This is a genomic window from Parundibacterium terreum, from assembly GCF_014636315.1.
GTDB classification, from domain to species: domain Bacteria; phylum Pseudomonadota; class Gammaproteobacteria; order Burkholderiales; family Burkholderiaceae_D; genus Undibacterium; species Undibacterium terreum.
On the sequence record NZ_BMED01000005.1, the window covers coordinates 421,310 to 445,402 of the forward strand.

Annotated in this window: 25 protein-coding genes; 18 read left to right on the forward strand and 7 right to left on the reverse strand. The window is 54.0% G+C overall.

Annotated features, from left to right (window positions below; genetic code table 11):
• Positions 1-29 precede the first annotated feature (29 nt).
• Positions 30-794, reverse strand: a complete 765-nt coding sequence (ompR, locus tag IEW12_RS22635) for an osmolarity response regulator transcription factor OmpR (protein WP_188568378.1) — start codon at positions 792-794, stop codon at positions 30-32.
• Positions 795-1,069: 275 nt separating this feature from the next.
• Here ompR and IEW12_RS22640 point away from each other — a divergent pair, with 275 nt between their 5' ends.
• Positions 1,070-1,414, forward strand: a complete 345-nt coding sequence (locus IEW12_RS22640) for a hypothetical protein (RefSeq protein WP_188568379.1) — start codon at positions 1,070-1,072, stop codon at positions 1,412-1,414.
• 104 nt (positions 1,415-1,518) lie between these two features.
• Here IEW12_RS22640 and smpB read toward each other — a convergent pair whose 3' ends face one another.
• Positions 1,519-1,968, reverse strand: coding sequence for an SsrA-binding protein SmpB (gene smpB / locus IEW12_RS22645; protein ID WP_188568380.1), 450 nt, complete (start codon positions 1,966-1,968; stop codon positions 1,519-1,521).
• 143 nt (positions 1,969-2,111) lie between these two features.
• Here smpB and IEW12_RS22650 point away from each other — a divergent pair, with 143 nt between their 5' ends.
• Complete coding sequence (locus IEW12_RS22650; RefSeq protein WP_188568381.1) at positions 2,112-2,543, forward strand: type II toxin-antitoxin system RatA family toxin; 432 nt, start codon at positions 2,112-2,114, stop codon at positions 2,541-2,543.
• On the forward strand, positions 2,536-2,841 hold the full coding sequence (locus tag IEW12_RS22655) for an RnfH family protein (protein WP_188568382.1): 306 nt from the start codon (positions 2,536-2,538) through the stop codon (positions 2,839-2,841). Before IEW12_RS22650 ends, IEW12_RS22655 begins: the two co-directional genes overlap by 8 nt.
• 34 nt (positions 2,842-2,875) lie before the next feature.
• Here the strand turns inward: IEW12_RS22655 and IEW12_RS22660 are convergent, their stop codons facing one another.
• On the reverse strand, positions 2,876-3,376 hold the full coding sequence (locus IEW12_RS22660; RefSeq protein WP_188568383.1) for a DUF4124 domain-containing protein: 501 nt from the start codon (positions 3,374-3,376) through the stop codon (positions 2,876-2,878).
• 147 nt (positions 3,377-3,523) lie between these two features.
• Here IEW12_RS22660 and guaB point away from each other — a divergent pair, with 147 nt between their 5' ends.
• The 3 genes from guaB (at position 3,524) to guaA (ending at position 7,840) form a co-directional block, all read left to right on the forward strand.
• Entirely contained in the window at positions 3,524-4,984 is a 1,461-nt protein-coding gene (gene guaB / locus IEW12_RS22665; protein WP_188568384.1) for an IMP dehydrogenase, read from the forward strand.
• 201 nt (positions 4,985-5,185) lie between these two features.
• Positions 5,186-6,235, forward strand: a complete 1,050-nt coding sequence (locus IEW12_RS22670) for a GGDEF domain-containing protein (RefSeq protein ID WP_188568385.1) — start codon at positions 5,186-5,188, stop codon at positions 6,233-6,235.
• 3 nt (positions 6,236-6,238) lie between these two features.
• On the forward strand, positions 6,239-7,840 hold the full coding sequence (guaA, locus tag IEW12_RS22675) for a glutamine-hydrolyzing GMP synthase (protein WP_188568386.1): 1,602 nt from the start codon (positions 6,239-6,241) through the stop codon (positions 7,838-7,840).
• Positions 7,841-8,046: 206 nt separating this feature from the next.
• Here guaA and IEW12_RS22680 read toward each other — a convergent pair whose 3' ends face one another.
• Positions 8,047-9,018 (reverse strand): GlxA family transcriptional regulator, encoded by a 972-nt coding sequence (locus IEW12_RS22680; RefSeq protein ID WP_443098508.1) that lies wholly within the window; start codon positions 9,016-9,018, stop codon positions 8,047-8,049.
• A 156-nt stretch (positions 9,019-9,174) separates the two neighbouring features.
• Here IEW12_RS22680 and IEW12_RS22685 point away from each other — a divergent pair, with 156 nt between their 5' ends.
• Genes IEW12_RS22685 through IEW12_RS22695 form a run of 3 tightly spaced genes read left to right on the forward strand, consistent with a single transcriptional unit; the run spans position 9,175 to position 11,056 of the window.
• On the forward strand, positions 9,175-9,819 hold the full coding sequence (locus tag IEW12_RS22685; RefSeq protein WP_188568387.1) for an HD domain-containing protein: 645 nt from the start codon (positions 9,175-9,177) through the stop codon (positions 9,817-9,819).
• Between the two features lie 51 nt (positions 9,820-9,870).
• Positions 9,871-10,878, forward strand: coding sequence for an MBL fold metallo-hydrolase (locus tag IEW12_RS22690; RefSeq protein WP_229751290.1), 1,008 nt, complete (start codon positions 9,871-9,873; stop codon positions 10,876-10,878).
• Entirely contained in the window at positions 10,826-11,056 is a 231-nt protein-coding gene (locus tag IEW12_RS22695) for a hypothetical protein (RefSeq protein ID WP_188568388.1), read from the forward strand. Before IEW12_RS22690 ends, IEW12_RS22695 begins: the two co-directional genes overlap by 53 nt.
• Positions 11,057-11,194: 138 nt before the next feature.
• Here the strand turns inward: IEW12_RS22695 and IEW12_RS22700 are convergent, their stop codons facing one another.
• The gene (locus tag IEW12_RS22700) at positions 11,195-11,824 is read right to left on the reverse strand and encodes a TetR/AcrR family transcriptional regulator (RefSeq protein ID WP_188568478.1); all 630 of its coding nucleotides are present in this window, start codon (positions 11,822-11,824) and stop codon (positions 11,195-11,197) included.
• A 320-nt stretch (positions 11,825-12,144) separates the two neighbouring features.
• On the opposite strand from IEW12_RS22700, the gene IEW12_RS22705 reads away from it, so the two are divergent.
• Both IEW12_RS22705 and IEW12_RS29160 read left to right on the forward strand, forming a co-directional pair.
• A complete protein-coding gene (locus tag IEW12_RS22705; protein WP_188568389.1) occupies positions 12,145-13,644 on the forward strand; it encodes a sensor domain-containing diguanylate cyclase in 1,500 nt (499 codons plus the stop codon).
• Between the two features lie 42 nt (positions 13,645-13,686).
• Positions 13,687-14,004 carry a DinB/UmuC family translesion DNA polymerase gene (locus tag IEW12_RS29160; RefSeq protein WP_371874570.1) on the forward strand — a complete coding sequence of 106 codons (318 nt, stop codon included), beginning with the start codon at positions 13,687-13,689 and terminating at the stop codon, positions 14,002-14,004.
• Here the strand turns inward: IEW12_RS29160 and IEW12_RS22710 are convergent.
• Positions 13,973-14,605 carry a TetR/AcrR family transcriptional regulator gene (locus tag IEW12_RS22710; RefSeq protein WP_188568390.1) on the reverse strand — a complete coding sequence of 211 codons (633 nt, stop codon included), beginning with the start codon at positions 14,603-14,605 and terminating at the stop codon, positions 13,973-13,975. The genes IEW12_RS29160 and IEW12_RS22710 overlap by 32 nt on opposite strands.
• A 135-nt stretch (positions 14,606-14,740) precedes the next feature.
• Between IEW12_RS22710 and IEW12_RS22715 the strand changes: the two genes are divergently transcribed.
• The 5 genes from IEW12_RS22715 to IEW12_RS22735 all read left to right on the forward strand — a co-directional run bounded on the left by IEW12_RS22715 (position 14,741) and on the right by IEW12_RS22735 (position 18,651).
• Positions 14,741-15,532 (forward strand): SDR family NAD(P)-dependent oxidoreductase, encoded by a 792-nt coding sequence (locus IEW12_RS22715; RefSeq protein ID WP_188568391.1) that lies wholly within the window; start codon positions 14,741-14,743, stop codon positions 15,530-15,532.
• Positions 15,533-16,045: 513 nt separating this feature from the next.
• Positions 16,046-16,681 carry a 7-carboxy-7-deazaguanine synthase gene (gene queE, locus IEW12_RS22720; RefSeq protein WP_188568392.1) on the forward strand — a complete coding sequence of 212 codons (636 nt, stop codon included), beginning with the start codon at positions 16,046-16,048 and terminating at the stop codon, positions 16,679-16,681.
• Positions 16,682-16,736: 55 nt separating this feature from the next.
• Positions 16,737-17,180: a 6-carboxytetrahydropterin synthase QueD gene (gene queD, locus IEW12_RS22725; protein WP_188568393.1), complete on the forward strand. Its 444-nt coding sequence runs from the start codon at positions 16,737-16,739 to the stop codon at positions 17,178-17,180.
• 1 nt (position 17,181) lies between these two features.
• The gene (tadA, locus tag IEW12_RS22730) at positions 17,182-17,697 is read left to right on the forward strand and encodes a tRNA adenosine(34) deaminase TadA (RefSeq protein WP_188568394.1); all 516 of its coding nucleotides are present in this window, start codon (positions 17,182-17,184) and stop codon (positions 17,695-17,697) included.
• Positions 17,698-17,742: 45 nt separating this feature from the next.
• Positions 17,743-18,651: an LD-carboxypeptidase gene (locus tag IEW12_RS22735; RefSeq protein WP_188568395.1), complete on the forward strand. Its 909-nt coding sequence runs from the start codon at positions 17,743-17,745 to the stop codon at positions 18,649-18,651.
• 109 nt (positions 18,652-18,760) lie between these two features.
• Here the strand turns inward: IEW12_RS22735 and IEW12_RS22740 are convergent, their stop codons facing one another.
• Positions 18,761-20,443, reverse strand: coding sequence for an MFS transporter (locus IEW12_RS22740; protein ID WP_229751291.1), 1,683 nt, complete (start codon positions 20,441-20,443; stop codon positions 18,761-18,763).
• A gap of 443 nt (positions 20,444-20,886) precedes the next feature.
• On the opposite strand from IEW12_RS22740, the gene IEW12_RS22745 reads away from it, so the two are divergent.
• Complete coding sequence (locus IEW12_RS22745) at positions 20,887-22,065, forward strand: acetyl-CoA C-acyltransferase (protein ID WP_188568396.1); 1,179 nt, start codon at positions 20,887-20,889, stop codon at positions 22,063-22,065.
• 159 nt (positions 22,066-22,224) lie between these two features.
• Positions 22,225-24,042 (forward strand): acyl-CoA dehydrogenase, encoded by a 1,818-nt coding sequence (locus tag IEW12_RS22750; protein WP_188568397.1) that lies wholly within the window; start codon positions 22,225-22,227, stop codon positions 24,040-24,042.
• Positions 24,043-24,093: the final 51 nt, after the last annotated feature.

Sequence of the window (24,093 nt, forward strand, 5' to 3'; positions counted from 1 at the left end):
GTCTCGATGAAAATCGCTAACGATACTGTTTATTGACGGGATTGGCCGTCAGGGATAAACACATAGCCCAGGCCCCATACAGTTTGTATGTACAGGGGATTGGATGGGTCCGGCTCTATCAGTTTGCGCAATCTTGAGATTTGCACGTCCAGGCTGCGATCAAATACCTCATATTCGCGGCCACGGGCCAATTCCATCAATTTCTCGCGCGATAGCGGCTGCCTTGCGTGGCGGGCAAATACCTTCAGCACAGAAAACTCGCCGGTAGTCAGGGCGATATTTTCACCGTTCTTTTTCAGCGTGCGGGTTGCCAGATCCAGTACAAAGTCGCCGAACTCAAAAGATTGCGGACCATCGGAGGGGGCGCCAGGCAATTCATCGGGGGTCTTGCGGCGCAGTACAGCGTTGATCCTGGCGACCAGTTCGCGTGGGCTGAAAGGTTTTGGCAGATAGTCGTCCGCGCCCATTTCCAGGCCGATGATGCGGTCCACTTCTTCGCCTTTGGCGGTCAGCATGATGATGGGAGTCTGGTCGCCGGCACCGCGCAGGCGGCGGCAAATTGCCAGGCCGTCTTCTCCAGGCAGCATCAGGTCCAGCACCAGCAAGTCATAGCGCTCGCGTATCCATAATTTGTTCATGGCCTGCGCGTTTTCCGCGCTGACGACGTTGAAGCCTTGCTCAGTCAGATAGCGCCGCAGCAGGTCACGCAGGCGAACGTCGTCGTCTACTACGAGGATTTTTGCTTTCGGTCCGCTATTGGCGGCGTTGTCGGGGTTGTTATCTATAGTATTCATAGGGGTATGTTACTGTCAGAAACAAATTTGATCGTCATATTTTGTTAATCCATTACAAACTGTTACACACTTTACCGATTTGGCTGGAGGATTGCGAACAGCAGCGCATAAACTAACATCAAATAATTTATTTGAATGTCCAGCGTTGGATTTAAGCATAAAACCGTCGCTTTATGCTGGCCTCCCACGATGTACTTAGAGCATAATTGCTGCGTTGACACAAAAGATTTCTTGATCATTCATAGCTAGGAAGTCGCTTGTTTGCGAAAAACGGAATGGATATAAGACGTTCACAACTTGTTTTCTTTTTGCTGCTGCAGACAGTTAGCCTGACTGCGCTCGCCGAGCCTGGCCGCTTTGGCGGCTTTTTCTCGTTCGGAAAAAGCAAGGCCCCTGAGCACAGGGAAGAGCAAGTCCAGCGCGCAGCAGACAAGAAAATGGAAAAAGAGGCCCTGGTCGAACAGCGCAACGAGGCCAAGCGCCAGGCTGCACCAGCCGGCCCATCCAATGGCGGCGGCGAAGCTACTCAAAAACGCAGCCGCATGACGCCTGATGAGCGCCGCGCACTGCGCCGCCAGATCAATGATGCGGGACACGATATCTACGTCCCTGGGCGCTAGTTCGCTGCCGTACTCCCGTCTCTGCCAATCAGTTCACAGCAATATCATTCAGTCATTCATGACTGCGGCCGGGTTTGATCCGGTCGCAGTCTTCACCAGCATTTTTAACGCCTGTGCTGCTTCATCACTTTTTGTTGCTCTCTTTGCCAGTCGCGTTCTTTTTCTGATTCCCGCTTGTCGTGCTGTTTCTTGCCTTTGGCAAGGCCGATCTGGCATTTGATCATGCCTTTGCTGAAGTGCATATCCAGCGGAACCAGTGTATATCCGGCGCGCTCCACCTTGCCGATCAGCTTGTTGATCTCGGCGGCATTGAGCAGCAGTTTGCGCGTCCTGACGGAATCAGGGTGAATATGCGTAGACGCAGTGGGCAGGGCGCCTATATGCGCGCCAAACAAAAAAATCTCGCCGTTGCGAACGATGACGTAGGCTTCTTTGAGTTGAGCGCGCCCGGCTCGGATGGCTTTGACTTCCCATCCTTGTAATACGACCCCGGCCTCGAATTGTTCTTCGATAAAATAGTCGTGAAAGGCTTTTTTGTTATCAGCAATGCTCATGCAGTTTTAAGAATATTTCTATTTCGGCCTAAAAAATCCCGTTTTAAGTTTCATTTCGGGCTGACTTGCGTGTTTTTTTGACGAGGAAACAGAGTGAGTCGGTTAAAATTTCGAATTGTGATTCTACCAAATGGTTCTTATTGATGGCAGTCGTACATAAAACAGTTTTTGTCGGGTATAGCGCAGCGCAAATGTTTGCGCTGGTCGACGGGGTGGAGAACTACCCCCAGTTTCTGCCGTGGTGCGGTGAAGTCCACGTCAAGGAAAGAACCGATGATACATTGATTGCAACACTGTCCATCAACTATCATGGCATAAAACAGCGTTTTACGACGCAAAACAAGAACAACCCGCCACACTCGATGGAAATGGGCCTGGTTGACGGACCCTTCAAGCAGCTAAGCGGCCGCTGGAAGTTTACCGAATTGCGGCCGGACGCCTGCAAGATAGAGTTTGACCTGAGCTATGAATTTTCCAGCAAGCTGCTGGAACATCTGATCGGCCCTGTGTTCGGCAAAATCGCCAACAGTTTCGTTGACTCTTTTTGTGCCCGTGCAGAGACTTTATATGGCTGATGCCGGATTTATCAAGGTCCAGGTTTGTTATGCCGCTATCAATGGCATAACTTTGCTGGATTTGACGATGCCTGCCGGCGCTACGCTGTCAGATGCTGTCACGCGTAGCGGCATACTGCTAAAACATCCGGAAATTGACATCGAGGTCCATAGAATGGGCGTATATGGCAAATTAAAAGCCGCGGACGCGCCATTGCATGACGGCGACAGGGTAGAAATCTATCGCCCCCTGATCGCCGACCCCAAGGAAGCGCGCCGGCGCCGGGCCGGCAAGCAGAAAGTGGAGCGGCAGGCCTAGGCCGGGCCGCCTACATCGTTAATTTACAATCCAGTTATTTACAATCTGCGGTGGTGCGCCTGGCATCGGCAAGTTCTTTGGCTCGTTGCTCGTCCGTCAAGTAGCTTCTTTCGCCTTTGCTATCGGTAGTCGCAATGCGCACGCCTGATTCCAGCGATTTCTGATAGGAGCTGGCGCGCTCGCAATTGGTTTTTTTCTGGCTGGCGATGCGCTTTTCTTCTTCCGCTTTCTTGTCTTTCTCCGCTTGTTCAGCCTTGCGTTTCATGAAGTCTTCATTTCTGCTGGCCGTGGTTACCGGCTTCGGTGCCTGATCAGCGTCCGGGGCAGGCGCCGCGTTGTCCTGGGATGGGGCTTCAATGCTGGCCTTGCCGGGCGATTTCAGGATGCGGTTATTGGGCACCGACTTGGGCGGCGGTGTATCGGAATACTGCTTGACTCCCTTTTCATCCACCCAGACATACTGGGCAAAGGCGGAGGCGCAGACAAAAAAGGACATCAATACTGAGAAAACGAGTTTTTTTTGATATTTTTGCATGGATCGTTATTCCGAAAGGGCTAGTCTGGCTTTTTGGGCGATAGACCGAAAAGCCGGGTTTGAAAGAAATTTGCTAGAGTTTTACACGGTTAAAGACGTCTCGGCAAGTTTTCTGTATAATGCGGCTTTGCGCCTATAGGAAATGCTATGCGTTTACTCCAAAAAGCACTCACGTTCGATGACGTGCTACTCGTTCCAGCTTACTCGAACATTCTCCCTAAAGATACTTCACTTACTACGAGTTTGACTCGTAATATCAAACTGAATATCCCTCTGGTTTCCGCTGCAATGGATACGGTTACCGAGGCCAGGCTTGCGATTGCGATGGCGCAAGAGGGTGGTATAGGGATAGTCCACAAAAATCTGACACCGAAAGAACAGGCCCGCGAAGTCGCCAAGGTCAAACGTTTCGAATCCGGCGTATTGCGTGACCCGATCACGATTCCGCCGACGATGAGAATTCGTGATGTGATGGCCCTGTCCCAGCAGCACGGCATCAGCGGTTTTCCGGTAGTCGAAGGCAAAACGGTCGTTGGTATCATTACCAACCGGGATTTGCGCTTTGAAGAAGAGCTGGACGCGGAAGCGCGCGCCAAAATGACTCCTCGCGACAAGCTGGTATTCGTCAGGGAGGGCGCGGATCTGTCCGAAGCCAAGCGCCTGATGAACAAACACAGGCTGGAGCGCGTACTGGTCGTTAATGACCTGTTCGAACTGCGCGGTCTGATTACCGTCAAGGATATCCAGAAATCCACCGAGCATCCTTTCGCTTCCAAAGACGATCAAGGCAAGCTGCGTGTAGGCGCTGCGGTCGGTGTGGGTGCAGACAATGACGAACGTATCGATTTGCTGGCCAAGGCCGGCGTAGACGTCATCGTCGTCGATACCGCGCACGGTCACTCCAAAGGTGTGCTGGATCGCGTTCGCTGGGTCAAAACCAATTATCCGCACATAGAAGTCATCGGCGGCAATATCGCTACCGCTGCGGCGGCACTGGCTCTGGTAGAGCACGGCGCTGATGCAGTCAAGGTAGGCATAGGCCCAGGCTCGATTTGCACCACCAGGATCGTTGCCGGTGTCGGCGTGCCGCAAATAACCGCTATTGCCAATGTGGCCAATGCGCTGAAAGGCACTGGCGTGCCATGTATCGCAGACGGCGGCGTGCGTTTCTCCGGCGACGTGTCCAAGGCGCTGGCAGCAGGCGCCTCCACCGTGATGATGGGCAGCATGTTTGCCGGCACGGAAGAAGCTCCGGGCGAAGTGATTCTGTTCCAGGGCCGCAGCTATAAATCTTATCGCGGCATGGGTAGCTTGGGTGCGATGGCAGACGGCTCCGCCGACCGCTACTTCCAGGATGCTGCAAATAATGCCGACAAGCTGGTACCGGAAGGTATCGAAGGGCGCGTTCCTTACAAAGGCAGCGTTCTGGCTATCCTGTATCAACTGGTGGGCGGCGTTCGCTCTTCCATGGGGTATTGCGGCTGCGCCACGATAGAGGATTTGCGGACCAAGGCAGAGTTTGTGGAAATCACCTCTGCAGGTATGCGTGAATCGCACGTACATGACGTGCAGATTACCAAGGAAGCGCCGAATTATCGCGCCGATTAAGGTAATCGTAGTAGTCTTGCCGAACGTAAAAAAGGCGGCGGGAAACCGGTGGGGGCATTGCTTAAAAAGCAAAATACTTTCCCTTTATTCGCTTAGCGGCGATAACGGCGGCTTGTTACGGCGCCGGTGGGGGATTGGGCCTTGCGCAGGGTTTTCCGCCGGCACTCAAGCTATCCGGTTTTCATAAAGGTTCTGCACGGTATGACCACTCAGCTAGATCGTTCAAATCCTGCCACTGTGCTTCAGGCCAACTCAGGTTTTGAGAACGTATTTGCCGAAAAATTCGAAAACCGGCTGAAACGCTTCGAGCGTCTTGGCCTGAGGTTGTTTTCGGTTGCCAACTGCATGGTCAATTTTATCAACTCGCCTGCGAGATTCGACAAGGCTGAGCGCTCCATGGCGGCGCTGGAGGTGATGTTTTGCGAAAGCATGCCGGTTCCGGAAGATGTAGTGGTGGTTCCGGATACGCGAAATGATCCCGCGCTGGCGGAAAATCGCCTGGTGGTAGGTGCGCCGTATATCCGTTTTTACGCGGCACAGCCTATCTGGGATCATGCGCAGAATCTGATGGGCAGTGTGGCCCTGATTGATTATCAGCCGCGCGAATTCAGCGACGAGGACAAGCATTTGCTGAGTGACCTGGCGGTCATGATAGAGCGCGAACTGGCGCTGAGCACGATGTACCACGCGCAACTGGAGCTGATCAAGCAGAACCGCAACCTGAAGCGCGATTCGCTGATCGATCCTATTTTGGGAACCTGGAACAAGGCCGCCATTGTGCGTTCTTTGCGGCTGGAGATGGATCGTTGCAGCAAGGCGGAAAAGCCGCTGTCCCTGATTTTTGCCAGCCTGGACCAGAGCGATGTCATTCGCAATACCCATGGCATTGCAGCCAGCGACGTGATCATGGTGAAGATCGTCAGCCGCATCCGTTCTTGCATCCGTCCTTTTGATGCGCTGGGGCGTTTTGGCAATGACGTCTTTTTGATTGTGCTGCCCGGTGCATCGCATCTGGTGGCAACCGCGGTGGCGGAGCGTATCAGATTGGCCGTCATGACGCATCCGGACAAGATAGGAGATGCGCAGATTGCATTAACGATCACCGCCGGGATGATATCGACCGATACCTTCCCCAATGTAGAGCCGGAAACGCTGATTAGCCTTGCCGAAAAAGCCCTGTTATCTGCAAAGAGCGCAGGAAATAACCGTGTTGTACAGGCTACGCCTATGCAACCTGACATTACCATTTGATTTATGCATTCGAAAATACTCATACTCGATTTTGGTTCGCAAGTCACACAACTGATTGCACGCCGTGTGCGCGACGCAGGCGTCTTCTCGGAAGTCCATCCGTATGACGTGGATGATGAATTCATCCGCAACTACGGCGCAGCCGGCATCATCTTGTCGGGCGGCCCCAATAGCGTGACAGAAGGCGATACACCACGCGCGCCGATGGCGGTATTCGAAGCCGGCGTGCCTGTTCTGGGCATCTGCTACGGCATGCAGACCATGGCCGAGCAGCTTGGCGGCAAGGTGGAAAATGGCCATGTACGCGAATTCGGTTATGCCGAGGTGAGGGCGCGCGGCCATACGGCACTGTTCAAGGACATCAACGATTTCACTACCGCTGAAGGCCACGGCATGCTGAAGGTATGGATGAGCCACGGCGACAAGGTCAATGAAATGCCCGCCGGTTTCAAGCTGATGGCATCCACCGATAATTGCCCTATCGCCGGCATGGCCGACGAAGAGCGCCGCTTCTACGCCGTGCAGTTCCATCCGGAAGTGACACACACCGTGCAGGGCGAAGCCATCATTGGCCGTTTTGTGCATGAAATCTGCGGCTGCAAATCCGACTGGAATATGCCTGACTACATCAGCGAGGCGGTTGAATCTATACGCCAGCAAGTAGGCAGCGATGAAGTCATCCTGGGCTTGTCCGGTGGCGTTGACAGTAGCGTAGCCGCTGCGCTGATCCACCGCGCCATCGGCGATCAATTGACTTGCGTGTTTGTTGATCACGGCCTGCTGCGCCTGGACGAAGGCAAGATGGTGATGGACATGTTCAGCAAGAATCTGGGCGTGAAGGTCATCCATGTGGATGCGACTGCACAATTCATGGGCCATCTGGCCGGCGTGACCGATCCGGAAGCCAAGCGCAAGATCATAGGCCGCGAATTTGTCGAAGTGTTCCAGGTGGAATCGGCCAAGCTGAAAAATGCAAAATGGTTGGCACAGGGCACGATTTATCCAGACGTGATCGAGAGCGCGGGCAAGGGCAAGAAGGGCTCGCACACAATCAAGAGCCACCACAATGTCGGCGGCTTGCCGGATACGCTGAACCTGAAACTGCTGGAACCTCTGCGAGAGCTGTTCAAGGATGAGGTGCGTAAGCTGGGCGTTGCCCTGGGCTTGCCGCACTCCATGGTGTATCGCCATCCTTTCCCAGGCCCAGGCCTGGGTGTGCGCATCCTCGGTGAAGTGAAGAAAGAGTTTGCCGACCTGCTGCGCCGAGCCGATGCGATCTTTATCGAAGAACTGCGCAATACGCAAACCGAGCCTGCACCAGGCAGCAATGAAAAAGCGATGAGCTGGTACGACGCCACCAGCCAGGCTTTCGCCGTATTCCTGCCAGTGAAGTCGGTAGGCGTGATGGGTGATGGCCGTACCTATGAATACGTGGTAGCACTGCGTGCAGTACAGACGCAGGATTTCATGACCGCACACTGGGCGCACCTGCCGCACAGCTTGCTGGGCAAGGTATCTAACCGCATCATCAATGAAGTGCGCGGCATCAACCGCGTGGTATACGATATCTCGGGCAAACCGCCTGCGACTATTGAGTGGGAATGAATTGACTTTCTAACTCATTGATTCTGTTGTACTAAATAAATGCCATTGATGGTCGTGACGTATCATCAATGGCATTTCTCATGGCATGGTGTCTTTCGCGTCAGCTATTTACTCTCGAACCCAAGGAGATGTCGCGCAGGGTCTGTCGCGTTGCGCTACGACCGTGTGGAAATCGTCTCAATGGATGTCCTGAAGTCATTTGATCGCTAGTTCCGCGCGACGCGCGGCTGAGAGTTTGACCGGAATTGCTTGCGGTAGGCTGACGGTGAAAGACGAAAGGATGACTGGAAGTGCTGCCGCATGGATAGCCCAGTCCCAAACCCAGCCTCCTGGGCAACGACTTCAATCGATGCAGTGCTGCTTTCAAGCAGATGCTGGGCATGCACCAATCTCTGGCTCAATATCCATTGTTTAAACGACGTGCCGGTCGCATCGCGAAAATGACGTGTGAAGTTGCGCCGGCTCATCGCTGCGCGCTTCGCGAGCGATTCAATGGTATGGACTTGCTCCAAATGCGCTGTCACCCATTCGAGAACTTGGGAAAGGCGGCCATCGCTGCTCGTGACCGGCAAGGGACGTTCGATAAACTGCGCTTGCCCTCCCTGTCGATGCGGAGCGACCAGTAATCTTTTGGCCCGCCGATTTGCGACCTCGGGACCAGAAATCTGGCGTAACAGATGCAAGCAGCAATCGATGCCTGCAGCGACGCCCGCCGAGGTGAGGACATCGCCTTCGTCGACATACAGTACATTCGGATCCACTTTTACTTTGGGATGTCGTTCGGCCAGTGTGTCGACACATTCCCAGTGAGTGGTGGCGGTTTTGCCGTCCAAAAGGCCAGCCTGGGCCAGCGGAAACGCCCCAACACACAACCCCACGACTCTAGCGCCTCTGCGGTGCGCCCGCTGAAGCGCTTCGAGCAAAGAAGGTGGGGCCTCGCGACAGTCGTCATGCCAGGAAGGCATGATCACCAGGTCCGCCGAGTCCAAAGCGGAAAGGTCGAACGGCGTGTCGATCGTAAAGCCCGCCGTAGTTTGTAACGGCGCCTTGTCAGTTGTACAAACTACCACTTCAAAAGCCGACACCCCGGGGTCGCGCGAATTACCACCAAAAACCAGGCACGGCACCGATAAGTGAAACGGGATGATACCGTCGAAAGCAATGACGGCAATTTTCAAGCGACGGGATAAAACAGCTATTTTTCGCATGGCCCAATTATATCGCACAATGGCTTTCAGGCCGCTGGTCATGAATGCGGGATGTATCGACAATGGCTGTGGTGGGAGAGCAAGCTCCGCCTGCATCCCGACCGAGTGCCAATCAATATAGGTGACATGATGAACAATGCTGAGATCTCCGGCGTGAAGATTCCGGACAGTCGTATTGCCCGGGAAATAACCCAACACATTCGCGATACCGAAACCGATATGTTGTTCCAGCATTCGAAGCGCGTTTATTTTTGGGGTGCCTTGCTTGGACAACGCAAGGGTTTGAAGTTCGATCCGGAGCTACTTTACGCCGCCGCTATGTTCCATGACATCGGCATCACGCCGCACTATCACGGGAGCCAGCTCCGCTTCGAGGTCGATGGCGCGAACGCGGCACGCGAATGTCTGCAAAGCTATGGAATCGCCCAAAGCGATATCGAGAAAGTCTGGCTTGCGATCGCGTTGCATACGACGCCCGGCATTCCTGAACATATGCACCCTGAAATCTTCCTGGTGCAAGCTGGCGCCGGAATGGATATGGCGGGCCGCTACCAGGCAGATTTCTCGGATGAAGAGCGCGGCGCAGTGATTGCCGCCTGCCCGCGCGATCATGATTTCGGGCACCAAGTCATCGAAACTTTTTATCAAGGCCTGAAGCATCGGCCTGGCAGCACCTTCGGCACGTTCAATGACGATTTTCTCGCATTTAATGATCCTGAATTTCAGCGGGCGAATCTGTGCAGCATCATCCTCGCCAACTGGCCGGGTTAGAACGGCGTGCACATCGCCACAGTTCTTCTTCTCTCACCAAAGGAAAGCAAAATGAATACATTCATCAAATTGGGCAAAAGTGCCAAAAAGTCTCATTTACGGTCAATTTCGATTGCATCGGCAATACTGCTGGCCTCCGCGATGGCCTTTGCTGCTCCCGTCAGCCATCTCGCCCAAACGACGCAGGACGACTATTTTCACACTGGCGCAGGCGCCAGATATTTGAAGCGTGCCGATTCGGATCTCGTCGTGGAATCCCTGCGTGGAAACATCAGCGTACTAGTGGGTTCCGGCGGCAACATCACCGTCCTTTCGGGAAGGGACGGCAAGTTCCTGGTTGACGCGGGTATTAGTAAATCACAGGAAAAACTACAGGTTGCACTCAACAACCTCAGTCCCGCGCCTGTGAAATTTGTAGTCAACACGCACTGGCATTGGGACCATACGGATGGCAATGCATGGATGCATGCGGCTGGAGCCACCATAATTGCCCACAACAATACCTCGAAGCATTTGACCGAAACCACGCATGTGAATGCCTGGAACTGGACCTTTGATCCGGTGCCGGCGTCGGCGCGTCCAACACTGCTGGTCGATAAGGAAAAAATATTTACCTTCGCTGGAAGCGAGGTTGAAGTTGAAAATTTTGGCGACGGCCACACCGATGGCGACCTGTGGGTCTATTTCAAGAATGCAGATGTGCTGGCGTTGGGAGACACTTTTTGGAACGGCAACTATCCGTATATCGATAACGAAGACGGCGGCAGTATCAATGGAGCGATCAAGTGGGCCAGCCAGGCCGTTGCACACACGACTGACCACACCATCGTTATTCCTGGCCACGGTGCGGTAGGCACTCGTAAACAGTTGATCGAATTCCGTGACATGCTGGTCACGGTACGCGACAACGTAGCTGCGCTGAAACAACAAGGAAAATCGCTCGATGAAATTATTGCCGCCAGGCCGACCGCTGCCTTCGACGCGAAATGGGGAAATTTCGTATTCAATGGCGACCAATTTACCAGGATGGTCTACGCCGGCCTGCGATCAGAAAATTAAAGACGAGGCAAGAGAGCGCCGGAACAATGGCCTGCTGACCTTGGAGATGGCAGCTGCCTCGCGCCAGATCAGTGGGGGCTATCAAATTTCAGGACATGGCATTTTTCATCGCATTACTCTAACCACGCTGCGCCAACTGTATGACTTTGTGATGATTTCCGGCCTTGTTGATCATTGAGTGAGGATGATCGTGCGTCCGGCACTGTCCAGCGTCTGATCGCGCCAAACTTTAAAAGGCCCGCTTAACTGTGGGCCTTTTTGCGCTCGGACATTCCCTGTTTAGGTATAGGCGGATGAATCGGCGAGTTTGCTTGAGTTAATGCGTTGCGCCGTGTGGGTGTTGGCTAGCAGGCTGATCGTGCAAGCCATTTTCGGAATTTCTATGCTGGCCCGAGGTCTTCCCCAGCCATGCCAGCGTATCCGCCAGTAGCTGGTCGGATAATTCCGGGTCGTCGACTATCCTCGCCAGCATAGCGGCGCCTATCATTGTTGCCCAACTGCCGGTAGCGGCCTGCCTGCGTTCTTCTGCGTCGCTGCCGGGCATACCTTTGCTGAATATGTCGATACGGCTGCGCACATTCGCAGTCATTGCGTGCCGCGTTTCTACCGATGCGCCCGCAGCTTCCGTGCCCAGGGTGGAGTACAGGCAAGCGGTGGCGCGTTCGTCGCGCTGCTTTGCGCTCAGGTAGATCTCGGCAAAATCCATCATCCATTCGGGCAGGGCGCTTTCCCTTGTTCCGTCTCCCGGCATCAGCACATGGGCGGAGGTCTGGGCGATCAGGTCTTCCTTCGACGTGAAATGGCCATAGAAGGCGCCATGCGTCAGGTCTGCTGCATGCATGATTTCCGCCACGATCACACCATCAAAGCCACGTTCACGAAACAGGCGTGCGGAGGCTTTCAGAATACTCTTTCCAGCTTGCGGGTTGGTTAAAGACGGAGGCAGGTAAAAGTCGCAAGAAGTGACGTAGCCTGAAACAACTACATTTGGATCAGAAGGAGTTGGGATTCTAGGAGGCGCATGGCCGGGTGGCAGCCTTTTACCAGGCGGTGGAAGGTGGATCAAACTGACCAGGTCAATTCAGCGAGCAAAAGAACAACCTTAGGCTTATGAGTCTTTTTGGGTCTTCTCTCAGCTCAATCTCGACTTCTTAGCGTAATTAACCCATAGTAAAATAAGATTCATTTAGACACTATTCGTTGATTATAAAGGTAATGATGCCTAACGCTAAATTGCGGTATTCCCCGTCAATCCGGGCGCGGTTAATGTTGCTCGTATTGGCTTGCATACTTCCGGCAACGCTATTAGCGGTCATTCTCATCTACTACGATTACCAGTCAGCATATGCGGACTTTGTACAAAACGCGATGGCAACTGCTCGATCCAATGCGATGGGGGTCGATCAGGAGTTTATCGCCCTTGAAGCCACGCTCATTGGATTTTCCTCCACTAATCGTCTCAGCCGAGACAATCTGAAATTCCTTGACACCCAAGCGCGCAAATTAGCCGTCCGTCAGAAGATTTTTAATGTCGTAATGGAGGATGCATCTGGCCAGCAACTTTTTAATACCTTCGCCCCCTATGGGTCTCCTCTTCCTCGTGAAGATGACTCGCAGTCATTGCGGTTCCTTCGTACGCATGATCAGACCTTTATATCCAGCGTGTTTTCCGGCCCTGTAACCAAGAAATGGATGACAGCGGTCGGTATACCAAGCAAAACGATTGATGGCCAATGGGTGGCCCTGACTGCCACACTGACAGTGGAACGTTTCAGCGCTATTTTGCAGCAACAACATTACCCTGAGTACTGGATCACTAGTATCGTTGATCGAGGTGGCCGGGTTGTCGCTCGCTCGGTTGATATCGAGCGTTATATCGGAACCGAGATCAATCCGCAAGCAATGAAGTTGATGCTAAATAAGTCCGAAGCGGCCTTTGAAACACAGGCATTTGACGGTACGCCGATGTTGGCGGTAATGGTACGCGCAGCAAATTCCGGCTGGACTGTGGCGATAGGCATTCCTTTGAATCAGCTGAAAGTCGACATGTGGCGCAAGCTGTGGTCACTAGTCCTGGCCACAGTGGTGATTTTAGGCGTTGGCTTGCTGTTTGCTTGGAAAATAGGCACTAAGATACGTAATTCGATGCGCGGGTTGATTGAGCCTGCGCTAGCCTTAGGGAGCGGCAAGCCAGTGAAATTCGTGTCAAATGGTGTACGTGAGGCCGACGAAGTGAGCGAGGCTTTGGTTAATGCATGGGACATGCTTCAGCACGCTCAGTATCAAGCCACGCATGATGTCCTGACCGGCATCGGCAACCGTGCCATGTTTCATGCTTTCCTGGAGCGGGAGCTGGCCGCAGCTGATCGCGCTCACGGTACGTTATCGGTGCTGTATCTCGATCTCGACAATTTCAAACCTATTAACGATACTTACGGCCATGCGATCGGAGACAAACTGCTGATCGAAGCTTCCCTGCGCCTTACGTCGCAATTAAGGAAATCAGACATTGCCGCGCGGCTTGGCGGTGACGAATTTGCGATTGTGCTGTCAGGCGGCATAGATGAAACCGCTTTTGTGGCCGAGAAACTAAGCAGACTGATGTCCCAACCCTACCTGATTGAAGGGAATGAGCTGTTTGCCGAGGCAAGCATAGGGACTGCCACTTATCCAGAGTGCGGCCGCAGCATTGACAGTTTGCTTGCCGCGGCCGACAAAGCGATGTACCGCGCAAAAACCATGCGCAAAAAAGCTAGAAAATCTTAAGTAGATTTTTCTTTCTGCGTCAATGGTCTGACCGGCAATCAGATGTGTGGTCGGCAGTCCTATTGCAATTCAGTCAGCGTGTTTATAAGGCCGGACCCATTCCGATCGAAAAACCGTCAATATTCCTACTGCTGCACAGTTCCGATGCACGATATGTCAGACGACACGCGCGACTTGGTGTGCGGAGCCTTCATGGGCCTGAAGTGCATCTATCGAGCCGGCTACAAATACAAGAAGGTGGCCGTTATGCTGATGAGCCTCTCAACCGAGCGTGCTAGACAGGGTACTTTGTTTGAGGAAGCCAGTGAATTGGCGAGTCTGTTCCGAATTAATGCGCTGCGCGTTGTGGGAGCTGGCTAGCTGGCTGATCATGCAAGGTATCTTCTACACTATTTTGCTGGCCTGAGGTCTTTCCCAGCCATGCCAGCGTATCCGCCAGCAGCCGGTCGGATAATTCCGGGTCGTCGACTATCCTTGCCAGCATGGCGGCGCCTATCATTGTTGCCCAACTGCCGGTAGCGGCCTGCCTGCGTTCTTCTGCGTCGTTGCCGGGCATACCCTTGCTGAATATGTCGATACGGCTGCGGACATTCGCGGTCATTGCGTGCCGTGCCTCTACCGATGCGCGCGCAGCTTCCGTGCCCAGGGTGGAGTACAGGCAGGCTGTGGCGCGCTCGTCGCGCTGCTTTGCGCTCAGGTAGATCTCGGCGAAATCCATCATCCGTTCGGGCAGGGCGCTTTCCCTCGTTCCATCTCCCGGCATCAGCACATGGGCAAAGGTCTGGGCGATCAGGTCTTCCTTCGATGTGAAATGGCCATAGAACGCGCCATGCGTCAGGTCTGCTGCATGCATGATTTCCGCCACGGTCACGCCGTCAAAGCCGCGTTCGCGAAATAGACACGCGGCGGCTTCCAGTATGCGCGTGCGATTGATGGCTACTTGTTCACGGCTGATTTTCATCGTGACTCCTTCATTACCTCTTTTAATCGATGCTTGACATTATACCTGATCGCCATCATGATTATTAATGCTGATGATCATCAGGAATAAAAAGGCGAGCATTTCTTTCATTTATATACATTATTGAGGTTGCACATGAGTAATAACACTAAAGCTACTGCGCTGATTACCGGCGCCTCCACAGGTATAGGCGCGGTCTATGCGGATCGCTTTGCGCGTCGCGGATACGACCTGGTGCTGGTGGCGCGCGACCAGGCCCGCATGGAAACCCTGGCTGCACGCTTGCGTGCGGAAACCGGGGTCAAGGTCGATATCATTGCCGCCGATCTGACCTCAACCGCCGACCTGGGAAAAGTGGAGGCTCGCTTGCGCGATGACGCCGCTATCAGCGTGCTGGTAAACAACGCCGGTGCAGCAAATCCAGGTGGCTTTGAAGTGGGCGACGTAGAAGCCCAGGACCGCCTGATACGCCTGAATGTCACTGCGGTGACGCGGCTCAGCGCTGCGGTGATCCCGCGTTTCCTGGCGGGCGGCAAGGGCGCCATTGTCAATATCGCATCCGTTGTGGCGCTGGCGCCTGAATTCCCGCTGGGTATGTATGGCGCGACCAAGGCTTATGTACTGGCTTATTCGCAGGCTTTGCATGCAGAACTGGGTGCGCGTGGCATTTATGTGCAGGCAGTGCTGCCTGCGGCTACCCGCACCGAGATCTGGGAGCGTTCAGGCCGCGATGTGAATGCTATGCAGGGCGTGATGGATGTCGCAGAAATGGTGGATGCCGCACTGGTCGGTTTTGATCGCCGTGAGCTGGTGACGATACCTTCATTGCCGGATGCTGCACAGTGGGATGCCTATGCGGCTGCCCGCGTGGCAATGTTGCCGAATTTTGCGCAGGAGCATGCGGCTGAACGTTACAAAGCCTCTTAAAACCGGTGGAGGGTTCGCGAAGTTGCGGTATTTCGGCGCGAACCTGGTATTTCGGGCTTGTTTTGTTAATGCATGCTTGCGTTGATGCCGGCATTCCCATAGCCGCGTAGCTATGGGGCAGGGGTGCATGCAGCGTTTGACAGAGGTGCAAGCTCCTCCTGAATATGTGTAATGCATGAATATTCCATTGCGTATGCCCAGGCTTTTTTAGTCGCCTGCAGCCGGGGACTGACGAGTGGGGGACATTGCTGTATACTTGCGTCAGTTGATCATCCAGCTGTGGCGACGCCTCCTGATATCCGTTCAGACTCACCCTTCCATTTTCCGCGCCGGCGAGAACGCCCCGGCCAGGCGAAAATGATGATAAAACACCATGCAGTTTGAAGACCGGCCGTGCTTTCATGTTCCCACGCAGGCCGGAAAGCTGATTGATTTTTAAGCAAAACAAAGTAAATAAACAAGAGTTCGGAAGTGCTGCCAGGTTTGCCGGGTGCTTCCTCGTTGGGGTATGTAGTGACTTATAGCATTAAAGAGATTTTTTATACTTTGCAGGGCGAGGGCAATCATGCCGGGCGCCCGGCTGTGTTTTGCCGTTTTTCCGGCTGCAATCTATGGACAGGCCGGGAAGCCGACAGGTCCACCGCGGTTTGCCAGTTTTGCGATACCGACTTTGTCGGCACCGATGGCGAGCGCGGCGGCAAGTTCAAGGACAGCGATGCGCTGGCGGCGGTGATTGACAGCTTATGGCCGGATACCTATGCCGCCAGCAAGTATGTTGTGTTTACAGGCGGCGAGCCTTTGCTGCAATTGGATGCCGCGCTGATCGACAGCATGCACAAGGCTGGGTTTGAAATCGCTATCGAAACCAATGGTACCTTGCCGGTACCGGATGGTGTGGACTGGATCTGCGTCAGCCCCAAGATGGGTTCCGAATTGGTCGTGCGCAAGGGCAGTGAGCTGAAGGTCGTGATCCCTCAGTTCAAGCAAGTGTTGCGCGACTATGAGTCGCTGGATTTTGAACACTTCTTCGTGCAGGCGATGGATGGCCCGGATCTGCAAAAAAATCTGCAGCTCGCGATTGAACATTGCAAGCAGAATCCGAAATGGAAGCTGAGCCTGCAGACGCACAAGCTGCTGCAAATTCCCTGATCTTCTGCCGGTATGCCCGGCTGCTTTTTTACTCTCTTTTTTGGCTTTACCCCAGATGCTTACAATTACAAGAAAAGTGGAATTCGATGCCGGACATCGGATTCCCGACCACAACAGCCAATGCCGCAACCTGCACGGGCACCGTTATACTTTGCTGATTACGCTGACCGGCGAAGTGGTGCAGCAGGATGGTGAATCCGATAATGGCATGATCATGGATTTCGGCGACATCAAGGCGCTGGCGAATGAGTATCTGGTGGACCTGTGGGACCATGCATTCATCGTATATGAAAAAGACACGATGGTGCGCCAGTTCCTGGACAGCATGCCCAACCACAAGACTGTGGTCATAGACCGCGTGCCTACGGTGGAAAACCTGGCCAAGATCGCCTTCGATATCCTGAAAGACGTGTACCACGACCGCTACGGCCGCGTACTGTCGCTGCAAAAAGTAACCTTGTACGAAACGCCCAACTGCTGGGCCGAGATAGACGGCTAACATGTCTGACCAGGACTTCATGCAACTGGCCTATGCGCAGGCCCAGCATGCGCTTACGCTGGGCGAGGTGCCGGTGGGGGCGGTGGTCGTCAAGGACGGGCAGGTGATTGCCTCCGGCTACAATCATCCCATTGGCAGGCATGACCCTACGGCGCATGCCGAAATCATGGCCTTGCGCGCCGCTGCGGAAATACTCGGCAACTACCGGCTGCCCGGCTGCGAACTGTATGTGACGCTGGAACCTTGCATCATGTGTTCCGGCGCGATGATGCATGCTCGCCTGTCTCGGGTTATTTACGGCGCCAGCGATCCCAAGACGGGGGCCTGCGGCTCTGTATTGAACCTGTTTGAGCAAGAACAGTTGAATCACCACACCAGCGTCAGCGGCGGCGTGATGGCGGAAGAGTGCGGTAACTTGCTGAAAGATTTTTTCTCGTCGCGCCGGCGTGAAGCTGCCGAACGTAAACGCCTTCAGGCAAGTGAATCCGCCGATGCGGTCACAAAGATCCAGTCTTAGCCTATAATTTCCGTTGAATATTTAAACAGTCAATGGAAACAGATTTTGAATTCTCCTCTCGGTATTGCCATCTTCGCCCCCAGCAGCGGCCCCTTGGACGACAGCGTCATACAACGCGGCCTGCTCAAGTTGGAAGAGCTGGGTTTTTCAGTCCATAACTACTATCAGCCTGAACAACGGTACCAGCGTTTTGGCGCCAGCGACGCGCAACGCGCTGCGCAGATCCATATGGCGGCAGAGAATCCTGATGTGCAGATCGTGATGGCGCTGCGCGGCGGCTATGGCTTGAGCCGTTTGCTGCCTGAGCTGGATTTTCAGCGCCTGGCCGAAAGCGGCAAATGCTTTGTCGGCCATAGCGATTTCACCGCTTTCCAGCTTGCCTTACTGGCCAAGACTGGCAGCGCCAGTTTTACCGGGCCTATGCTATGCGATGATTTTACCCGCACGGAAACCAGCGATTTCACGATAGATAGTTTCCTCAACAGCCTGCGCGCGGACCGGCATGCGGTCAGCTTTTCGTCTGCAGGTGGCCTGGATATCAAGGTCACCGGAAAACTATGGGGTAGCAACCTGGCCATGCTGACGCATCTGATTGGTACGCCTTACTTCCCTGATGTGGAAGGCGGCATTCTGTTTGTAGAAGATATTGCTGAACACCCTTACCGGGTAGAGCGCATGATGCTGCAATTGCACTACGCAGGGATATTGCAAAAGCAAAAGGCCATCGTATTCGGCGATTTTTCCGGTTATCAGTTGGGCGCGAATGACAACGGCTATAACTTTGACGAGATGCTGCGCTACCTGCGCGCGACCATCCCCGTTCCCATGCTGACTGGCTTGCCGTTTGGCCATATCAAAGACAAGGCGACGCTGGTTTTTGGCGCCGATGCAGAATTGAGCTGCGTTGACGGTCAGGCAGAAATAAGGATGCCTGGCTGGCCAGCGCTGAAGTAAAGCGAACGCCTAGCTTTTAGCTGGTACATAAAAAACCGCCGGACTTCGGCGGTTTTTTGTTTTGCCGGGACACCGTTGCCGGTGTCCCGTTTGCTTCTATCTAGCTGAATCAGTCGGCAGCGTAGATGTTGTTGTCCTTGGTTTCAGGAACGAACAGCATACCGATGACAAAGGTGGCTGCAGCAATGATGATTGGGTACCACAGGCCGTAGTAGATATCGCCCTTGTACGCTACCAGTGCAAATGCTGTGGTTGGCAGCAAGCCGCCGAACCAGCCGTTACCGATATGGTAAGGCAGGGACATGGATGTGTAGCGGATACGGGTTGGGAACATTTCCACCAGCATCGCTGCAATCGGACCATACACCATGGTGACATAGATCACCAGGATCAGCAGCAGTACAAACACCATAGGTTTGTTGATCTGTGCTGGATCCGCCTTGGCTGGATAGCCTGCAGCCTTGATCGCATCGCCCATTTCTTTCTTGAATGCCTTATCCTTGGCTGCAGCATCATCCTTGGACAAACCGCTGGCATCGTAACCCTGAATCACTTTTTCGCCGATCTTGATCGACGCTACCGAGCCAGCAGCAGCAGGTTCACTCGTGTAAGCGACTGATGCATTTGCCAGTACGGTACGGGCAATATCGCAGGAAGAAGTGAATTTCTTGGTACCGGTCGGGTTGAACAGGAACTGGCATTTTGCCGGATCTGCTGTCACTACCACTGGCGAGCTTTTGATCGCAGCTTCCAGAGCAGGATTGGCATAGTGGGTCAATGCACCAAAGATAGGGAAGTAAGTGACGGCAGCGATCAGGCAGCCTGCCATGATGATAGGTTTGCGGCCAATTTTATCGGACAGCGAGCCGAATATGATGAAGAAAGGCGTGCCTACCAGCAGTGCTGCAGCGATCAGGATATTGGCCATTGCGCCATCTACCTTCAGCGTTTGCTGCAGGAAGAACAGTGCGTAGAACTGGCCTGTGTACCAGACCACGGCTTGGCCGGCGGTCAGGCCGATCAGCGCCAGGATCACGATTTTCAGGTTTTTCCATTTGGCGAAAGCTTCTGTCAGCGGTGCCTTGGATGTCTTGCCTTCGGCCTTCATTTTAGCGAAGGCAGGGGATTCATTCATGGAAAGACGGATCCAGACCGATACTGCCAGCAGGAAGACGGAAACCAGGAAAGGAACGCGCCAGCCCCAGTCTGCAAAGGCTTCTTCGCCTATCGCTTCGCGTGTGCCGAGAATGACGATCAGCGACAGGAACAAGCCCAGCGTTGCCGTAGTCTGTATCCAGGCTGTGAATGCGCCGCGCTTGCCATGTGGTGCGTGTTCTGCCACATAGGTTGCCGCACCGCCGTATTCACCGCCCAGTGCCAGACCCTGCAGAATACGCAAGGCGATCAGGATAACCGGAGCAGCAAGGCCGATGGTTGCGTAGTTAGGCAGCAGGCCCACGATGAAGGTGGATGAGCCCATGATCAGGATCGTCACCAGGAAAGTGTATTTGCGGCCTATCATGTCACCCAGGCGGCCGAATACCAGCGCGCCGAAAGGACGGACGATGAAGCCGGCTGCAAAGGCCAGTAAGGCAAAAATGAATGCTGTGTTTGGATCGGTGCCGGCAAAGAATTGCTTGGCAATGATGGATGCGAGGGAGCCGTACAGATAAAAGTCATACCATTCAAAGACGGTGCCTAGTGAGGATGCAAAAATAACCTTGCGTTCCTCCGACGTCATGCCGCCTGCGTCGGTCCGTATGCCGCCCGAGGCAATTGGTGCTGTTGCCATGCTTGTCTCCTTATAATGTTTTAAAGTATGTGCAAAGAAGGATAACCAACAACCAATACCTTCCTTTTTGCGCCATCACAGTCTGCGATGCGAAACTTACATCATGCTGTCTTGAAACTTACAGAAGCTTACAAAAAGTTTAAGGATTTGCCGGTATGGGGATTTAACATTTGGGCCAAAGAGGTGCCGGAAAGCGCTGCAAAATAAGTTAATATTTTTGCGAACGGTCGTACTAAAAATATGTTATTCTGATATTCGTCCATGCATGCAAGCAGGTCGAAACTCTGCGGAATTGATGTTCGTTGGTGGTTTTCCCGTGTTGTTTGAGCACGCCTGCAAGTGATCATCGTTTAGTTTCGCATTTAGTTTGATCATTTAGTCTTAGCGCTTAGTGTTAGTAGAATTTTGTTAATAAATTAAATCAAATCCATTAGGAGACAAAAATGTCAGATGCAGTCATCGTATCCACCGCACGTACCGGCCTCGCAAAATCCTGGAAGGGTGCTTTTAATATGACGCATGGCGCGACCATGGGCGGCCACGTATTGAATGCGGCCATTCAACGCGCCAAGATCGAAGCGGGTGAGGTCGAAGACGTCATCATGGGTTGTGCAACACCGGAAGGTGCTACCGGCAGCAACATCGCGCGCCAGATCGCTCTGCGCGGCGGCTGCCCGGTTACCACGGCGGGCATGACCATCAACCGTTTCTGTTCTTCCGGCCTGCAGACCATTGCAACTGCTGCCCAGCGCATCATTGCAGGCGAAGGCGATATCTATGCCGCCGGCGGCGTTGAGTCGATTTCCTGCGTGCAGAATGAAGCCAATTCCCACATGATCGTGGAAACCTGGTTGAAAGAACACAAACCAGAAGTCTACTGGCCTATGCTGCAAACTGCAGAGACCGTAGCGAAGCGTTACAACATCTCGCGCGAGCGCCAGGATGAATACGGCGTGCAAAGCCAGTTGCGCGCTGCAGCAGCGCAGGCTGCCGGCTTGTTCAATGCCGAAATCGTTCCTATGACAACAATCATGGGCGTGGCTGATAAGGCGACCGGCATGCTGGTCAGCAAGGAAGTAACGATCTCCGCCGACGAAGGCATACGCGCCGATACGACCTATGAAGGCGTTTCGAAAATCCGTACAGCGGTACCAGGCGGTGTCATTAGTGCAGGCAATGCCAGCCAGTTTTCCGACGGTGCTTCTGTTGCCATCGTGATGAATAGCAAAGTGGCGGAAGCCAAAGGCCTGCAACCGCTTGGTATCTTCCGCGGTTTTGCGATCGCCGGTTGCGAGCCTGATGAAATGGGTATCGGCCCCGTGTTTGCCATTCCCAAACTGCTGAAAAAAGCCGGCCTGAAAGTGGAAGATATCGGCTTGTGGGAACTGAATGAAGCCTTTGCCGTGCAGGTATTGTATTGCGCTGACAAACTGGGTATCCCTATGGATAAACTGAATGTCAACGGCGGTGCGATTGCCGTCGGCCATCCTTACGGCGTATCGGGTGCACGTCTGACAGGCCATGCACTGATAGAAGGCAAACGCCGCGGCGCGAAATATGTGGTCGTTACCATGTGTATCGGCGGCGGCCAGGGCGCAGCGGGCTTGTTCGAAGTCGTCTGATCGCCTGATCAATAGAGAGAAAAACAGCTTCCGGGCTTAATCCGGAAGTTGCGGCCGGTAGGGAGAGCCATTGTCTCTTTCGTGCCGGTCGCATTTCGGTGCCGCCAATGTGTCAGCACCCTGTGTCCACTAAACCTCACGCTATTGAGCAGGCTAGCTATGCAATCAAAAATCATCCCCAGGCGCGATCTCGATTTTTTGCTGTATGAATGGCTGAATGTCGAATCCCTGACCGAGCGTCCCCGTTTTGCCGATCACAGCCGCGAAACCTTCAATGCCGCCATGGACACCTGCGAGCAGATCGCCAATGACCTGTTTGCGCCGCATAACAAAAAAAACGACCAGAACGAACCGCATTTCGATGGTGAAGTCGTCCACATCATTCCCGAAGTAAAGACTGCGCTGAATGCTTTCTGCGAGGCCGGCCTGATGGCCGCAGGGCAGGATTTCGACGTCGGCGGCATGCAATTGCCTTGCGTAGTCGAGAAGGCCGGCTTTGCCTATTTCAAGGGCGCCAATGTCGGTACCTCGTCCTATCCTTTCCTGACCATAGGCAATGCCAATACGCTGATGAAGTGCGGCACGCCCGAACAGAAGGAATTGTTTGCCAAACCTATGCTGGAAGGCCGCTTCTTCGGCACCATGTGCCTGTCCGAACCGCAGGCCGGCTCCAGCCTGTCTGATATATCCACCCGTGCTGAACCGCAAGCGGACGGCAGCTATCGCCTGACCGGCAACAAGATGTGGATCTCGGCCGGCGAGCATGAATTATCGGAAAACATCGTACATCTGGTGCTGGCCAAGGTGCCAGGCGAGGATGGCAAATTGATCCCGGGCGTCAAAGGCATTTCGCTATTCATCGTACCGAAGAAACTGGTGAATGCAGACGGCTCGCTTGGCGAGCGCAATGACGTCGTGTTGGCCGGATTGAACCACAAGATGGGCTACCGCGGCACCACGAATTGCCTGCTGAATTTTGGCGAGGGCAAGTTCAAGCCGCAAGGCAAGGCCGGTGCAATAGGTTACCTCGTCGGCACCCTGCACAAGGGGCTGGCGAACATGTTCCATATGATGAACGAGGCCCGTATCGGCGTCGGTCTTGGTGCGGTAATGCTGGGTTACACCGGCTACCTGCATTCGCTGGACTATGCGCGCAACCGTCCGCAGGGACGCGCGCCGCAAGACAAGGATCCAGCGGCACCTCAGCTGCCCATCATCCAGCATACTGACGTCAAGCGCATGCTGCTGGCACAAAAGGCCTATGTGGAAGGTGGCTTGGCGCTGAACCTGTATTGCGCAAGGCTGGTGGACGAGGAGCGTAGCGGCCTGACGCCGGAAGCCAGGGCGCATGCCTTGCTGCTGCTGGACATCCTGACGCCGGTCGCCAAGTCCTGGCCCTCGCAGTGGTGCCTGGAAGCCAATAACCTGGCGATACAGATCCACGGCGGCTATGGCTATACCCGCGAATACAATGTGGAACAGTTCTATCGGGACAATCGCCTGAACCCTATCCACGAAGGCACGCACGGCATACAGGGCCTGGATTTGCTGGGCCGCAAAGTGACGATGCAAGATGGCGCGGCCTTCCAGGCACTGGGCGCAGAGATCCAGAAGACCATTGCCAAAGCAACGCTGGAGCCGCAACTGGCTGAATATGCGGCAGGACTGGCAAAAGCCTTGCAACGTATTGCCACGGTCACCAAGCAATTGTATGCGGCCGGAGACCTGAATAAGACGCTGGCCAATGCCTCGCTATACCTGGAAGCCTTCGGCCATACGGTAGTTGCCTGGATATGGCTGGAGCAGGCACTGCTGTCATTGAACAAGGCGCAGCAGCATGATGCCGATTTCTATGCGGGCAAACTGCAGGCATGTAAATATTTCTTCCATTGGGAATTGCCCAAGGTGCACCAGCAACTGGATCTGCTGGCCAGCATAGATACCACCACACTAGAGATGCAGGACGCGTGGTTTTGAGAATCTGTTTAATATCTTACTGCGCGGACGTGATCGGGACTCATGCGCTGC

What these genes read in the sequence shown, in the direction of transcription:
- ompR (WP_188568378.1), bottom strand. Translation starts at nt 794, where the DNA reads ATGAATACTATAGATAACAACCCCGACAACGCCGCCAATAGCGGACCG.
- IEW12_RS22640 (WP_188568379.1), top strand. Translation starts at nt 1,070, where the DNA reads ATGGATATAAGACGTTCACAACTTGTTTTCTTTTTGCTGCTGCAGACA.
- smpB (WP_188568380.1), bottom strand. Translation starts at nt 1,968, where the DNA reads ATGAGCATTGCTGATAACAAAAAAGCCTTTCACGACTATTTTATCGAA.
- IEW12_RS22650 (WP_188568381.1), top strand. Translation starts at nt 2,112, where the DNA reads ATGGCAGTCGTACATAAAACAGTTTTTGTCGGGTATAGCGCAGCGCAA.
- IEW12_RS22655 (WP_188568382.1), top strand. Translation starts at nt 2,536, where the DNA reads ATGGCTGATGCCGGATTTATCAAGGTCCAGGTTTGTTATGCCGCTATC.
- IEW12_RS22660 (WP_188568383.1), bottom strand. Translation starts at nt 3,376, where the DNA reads ATGCAAAAATATCAAAAAAAACTCGTTTTCTCAGTATTGATGTCCTTT.
- guaB (WP_188568384.1), top strand. Translation starts at nt 3,524, where the DNA reads ATGCGTTTACTCCAAAAAGCACTCACGTTCGATGACGTGCTACTCGTT.
- IEW12_RS22670 (WP_188568385.1), top strand. Translation starts at nt 5,186, where the DNA reads ATGACCACTCAGCTAGATCGTTCAAATCCTGCCACTGTGCTTCAGGCC.
- guaA (WP_188568386.1), top strand. Translation starts at nt 6,239, where the DNA reads ATGCATTCGAAAATACTCATACTCGATTTTGGTTCGCAAGTCACACAA.
- IEW12_RS22685 (WP_188568387.1), top strand. Translation starts at nt 9,175, where the DNA reads ATGATGAACAATGCTGAGATCTCCGGCGTGAAGATTCCGGACAGTCGT.
- IEW12_RS22690 (WP_229751290.1), top strand. Translation starts at nt 9,871, where the DNA reads ATGAATACATTCATCAAATTGGGCAAAAGTGCCAAAAAGTCTCATTTA.
- IEW12_RS22695 (WP_188568388.1), top strand. Translation starts at nt 10,826, where the DNA reads ATGGCGACCAATTTACCAGGATGGTCTACGCCGGCCTGCGATCAGAAA.
- IEW12_RS22705 (WP_188568389.1), top strand. Translation starts at nt 12,145, where the DNA reads ATGTTGCTCGTATTGGCTTGCATACTTCCGGCAACGCTATTAGCGGTC.
- IEW12_RS29160 (WP_371874570.1), top strand. Translation starts at nt 13,687, where the DNA reads ATGTGTGGTCGGCAGTCCTATTGCAATTCAGTCAGCGTGTTTATAAGG.
- IEW12_RS22710 (WP_188568390.1), bottom strand. Translation starts at nt 14,605, where the DNA reads ATGAAAATCAGCCGTGAACAAGTAGCCATCAATCGCACGCGCATACTG.
- IEW12_RS22715 (WP_188568391.1), top strand. Translation starts at nt 14,741, where the DNA reads ATGAGTAATAACACTAAAGCTACTGCGCTGATTACCGGCGCCTCCACA.
- queD (WP_188568393.1), top strand. Translation starts at nt 16,737, where the DNA reads ATGCTTACAATTACAAGAAAAGTGGAATTCGATGCCGGACATCGGATT.
- tadA (WP_188568394.1), top strand. Translation starts at nt 17,182, where the DNA reads ATGTCTGACCAGGACTTCATGCAACTGGCCTATGCGCAGGCCCAGCAT.
- IEW12_RS22740 (WP_229751291.1), bottom strand. Translation starts at nt 20,443, where the DNA reads ATGGCAACAGCACCAATTGCCTCGGGCGGCATACGGACCGACGCAGGC.
- IEW12_RS22745 (WP_188568396.1), top strand. Translation starts at nt 20,887, where the DNA reads ATGTCAGATGCAGTCATCGTATCCACCGCACGTACCGGCCTCGCAAAA.
- IEW12_RS22750 (WP_188568397.1), top strand. Translation starts at nt 22,225, where the DNA reads ATGCAATCAAAAATCATCCCCAGGCGCGATCTCGATTTTTTGCTGTAT.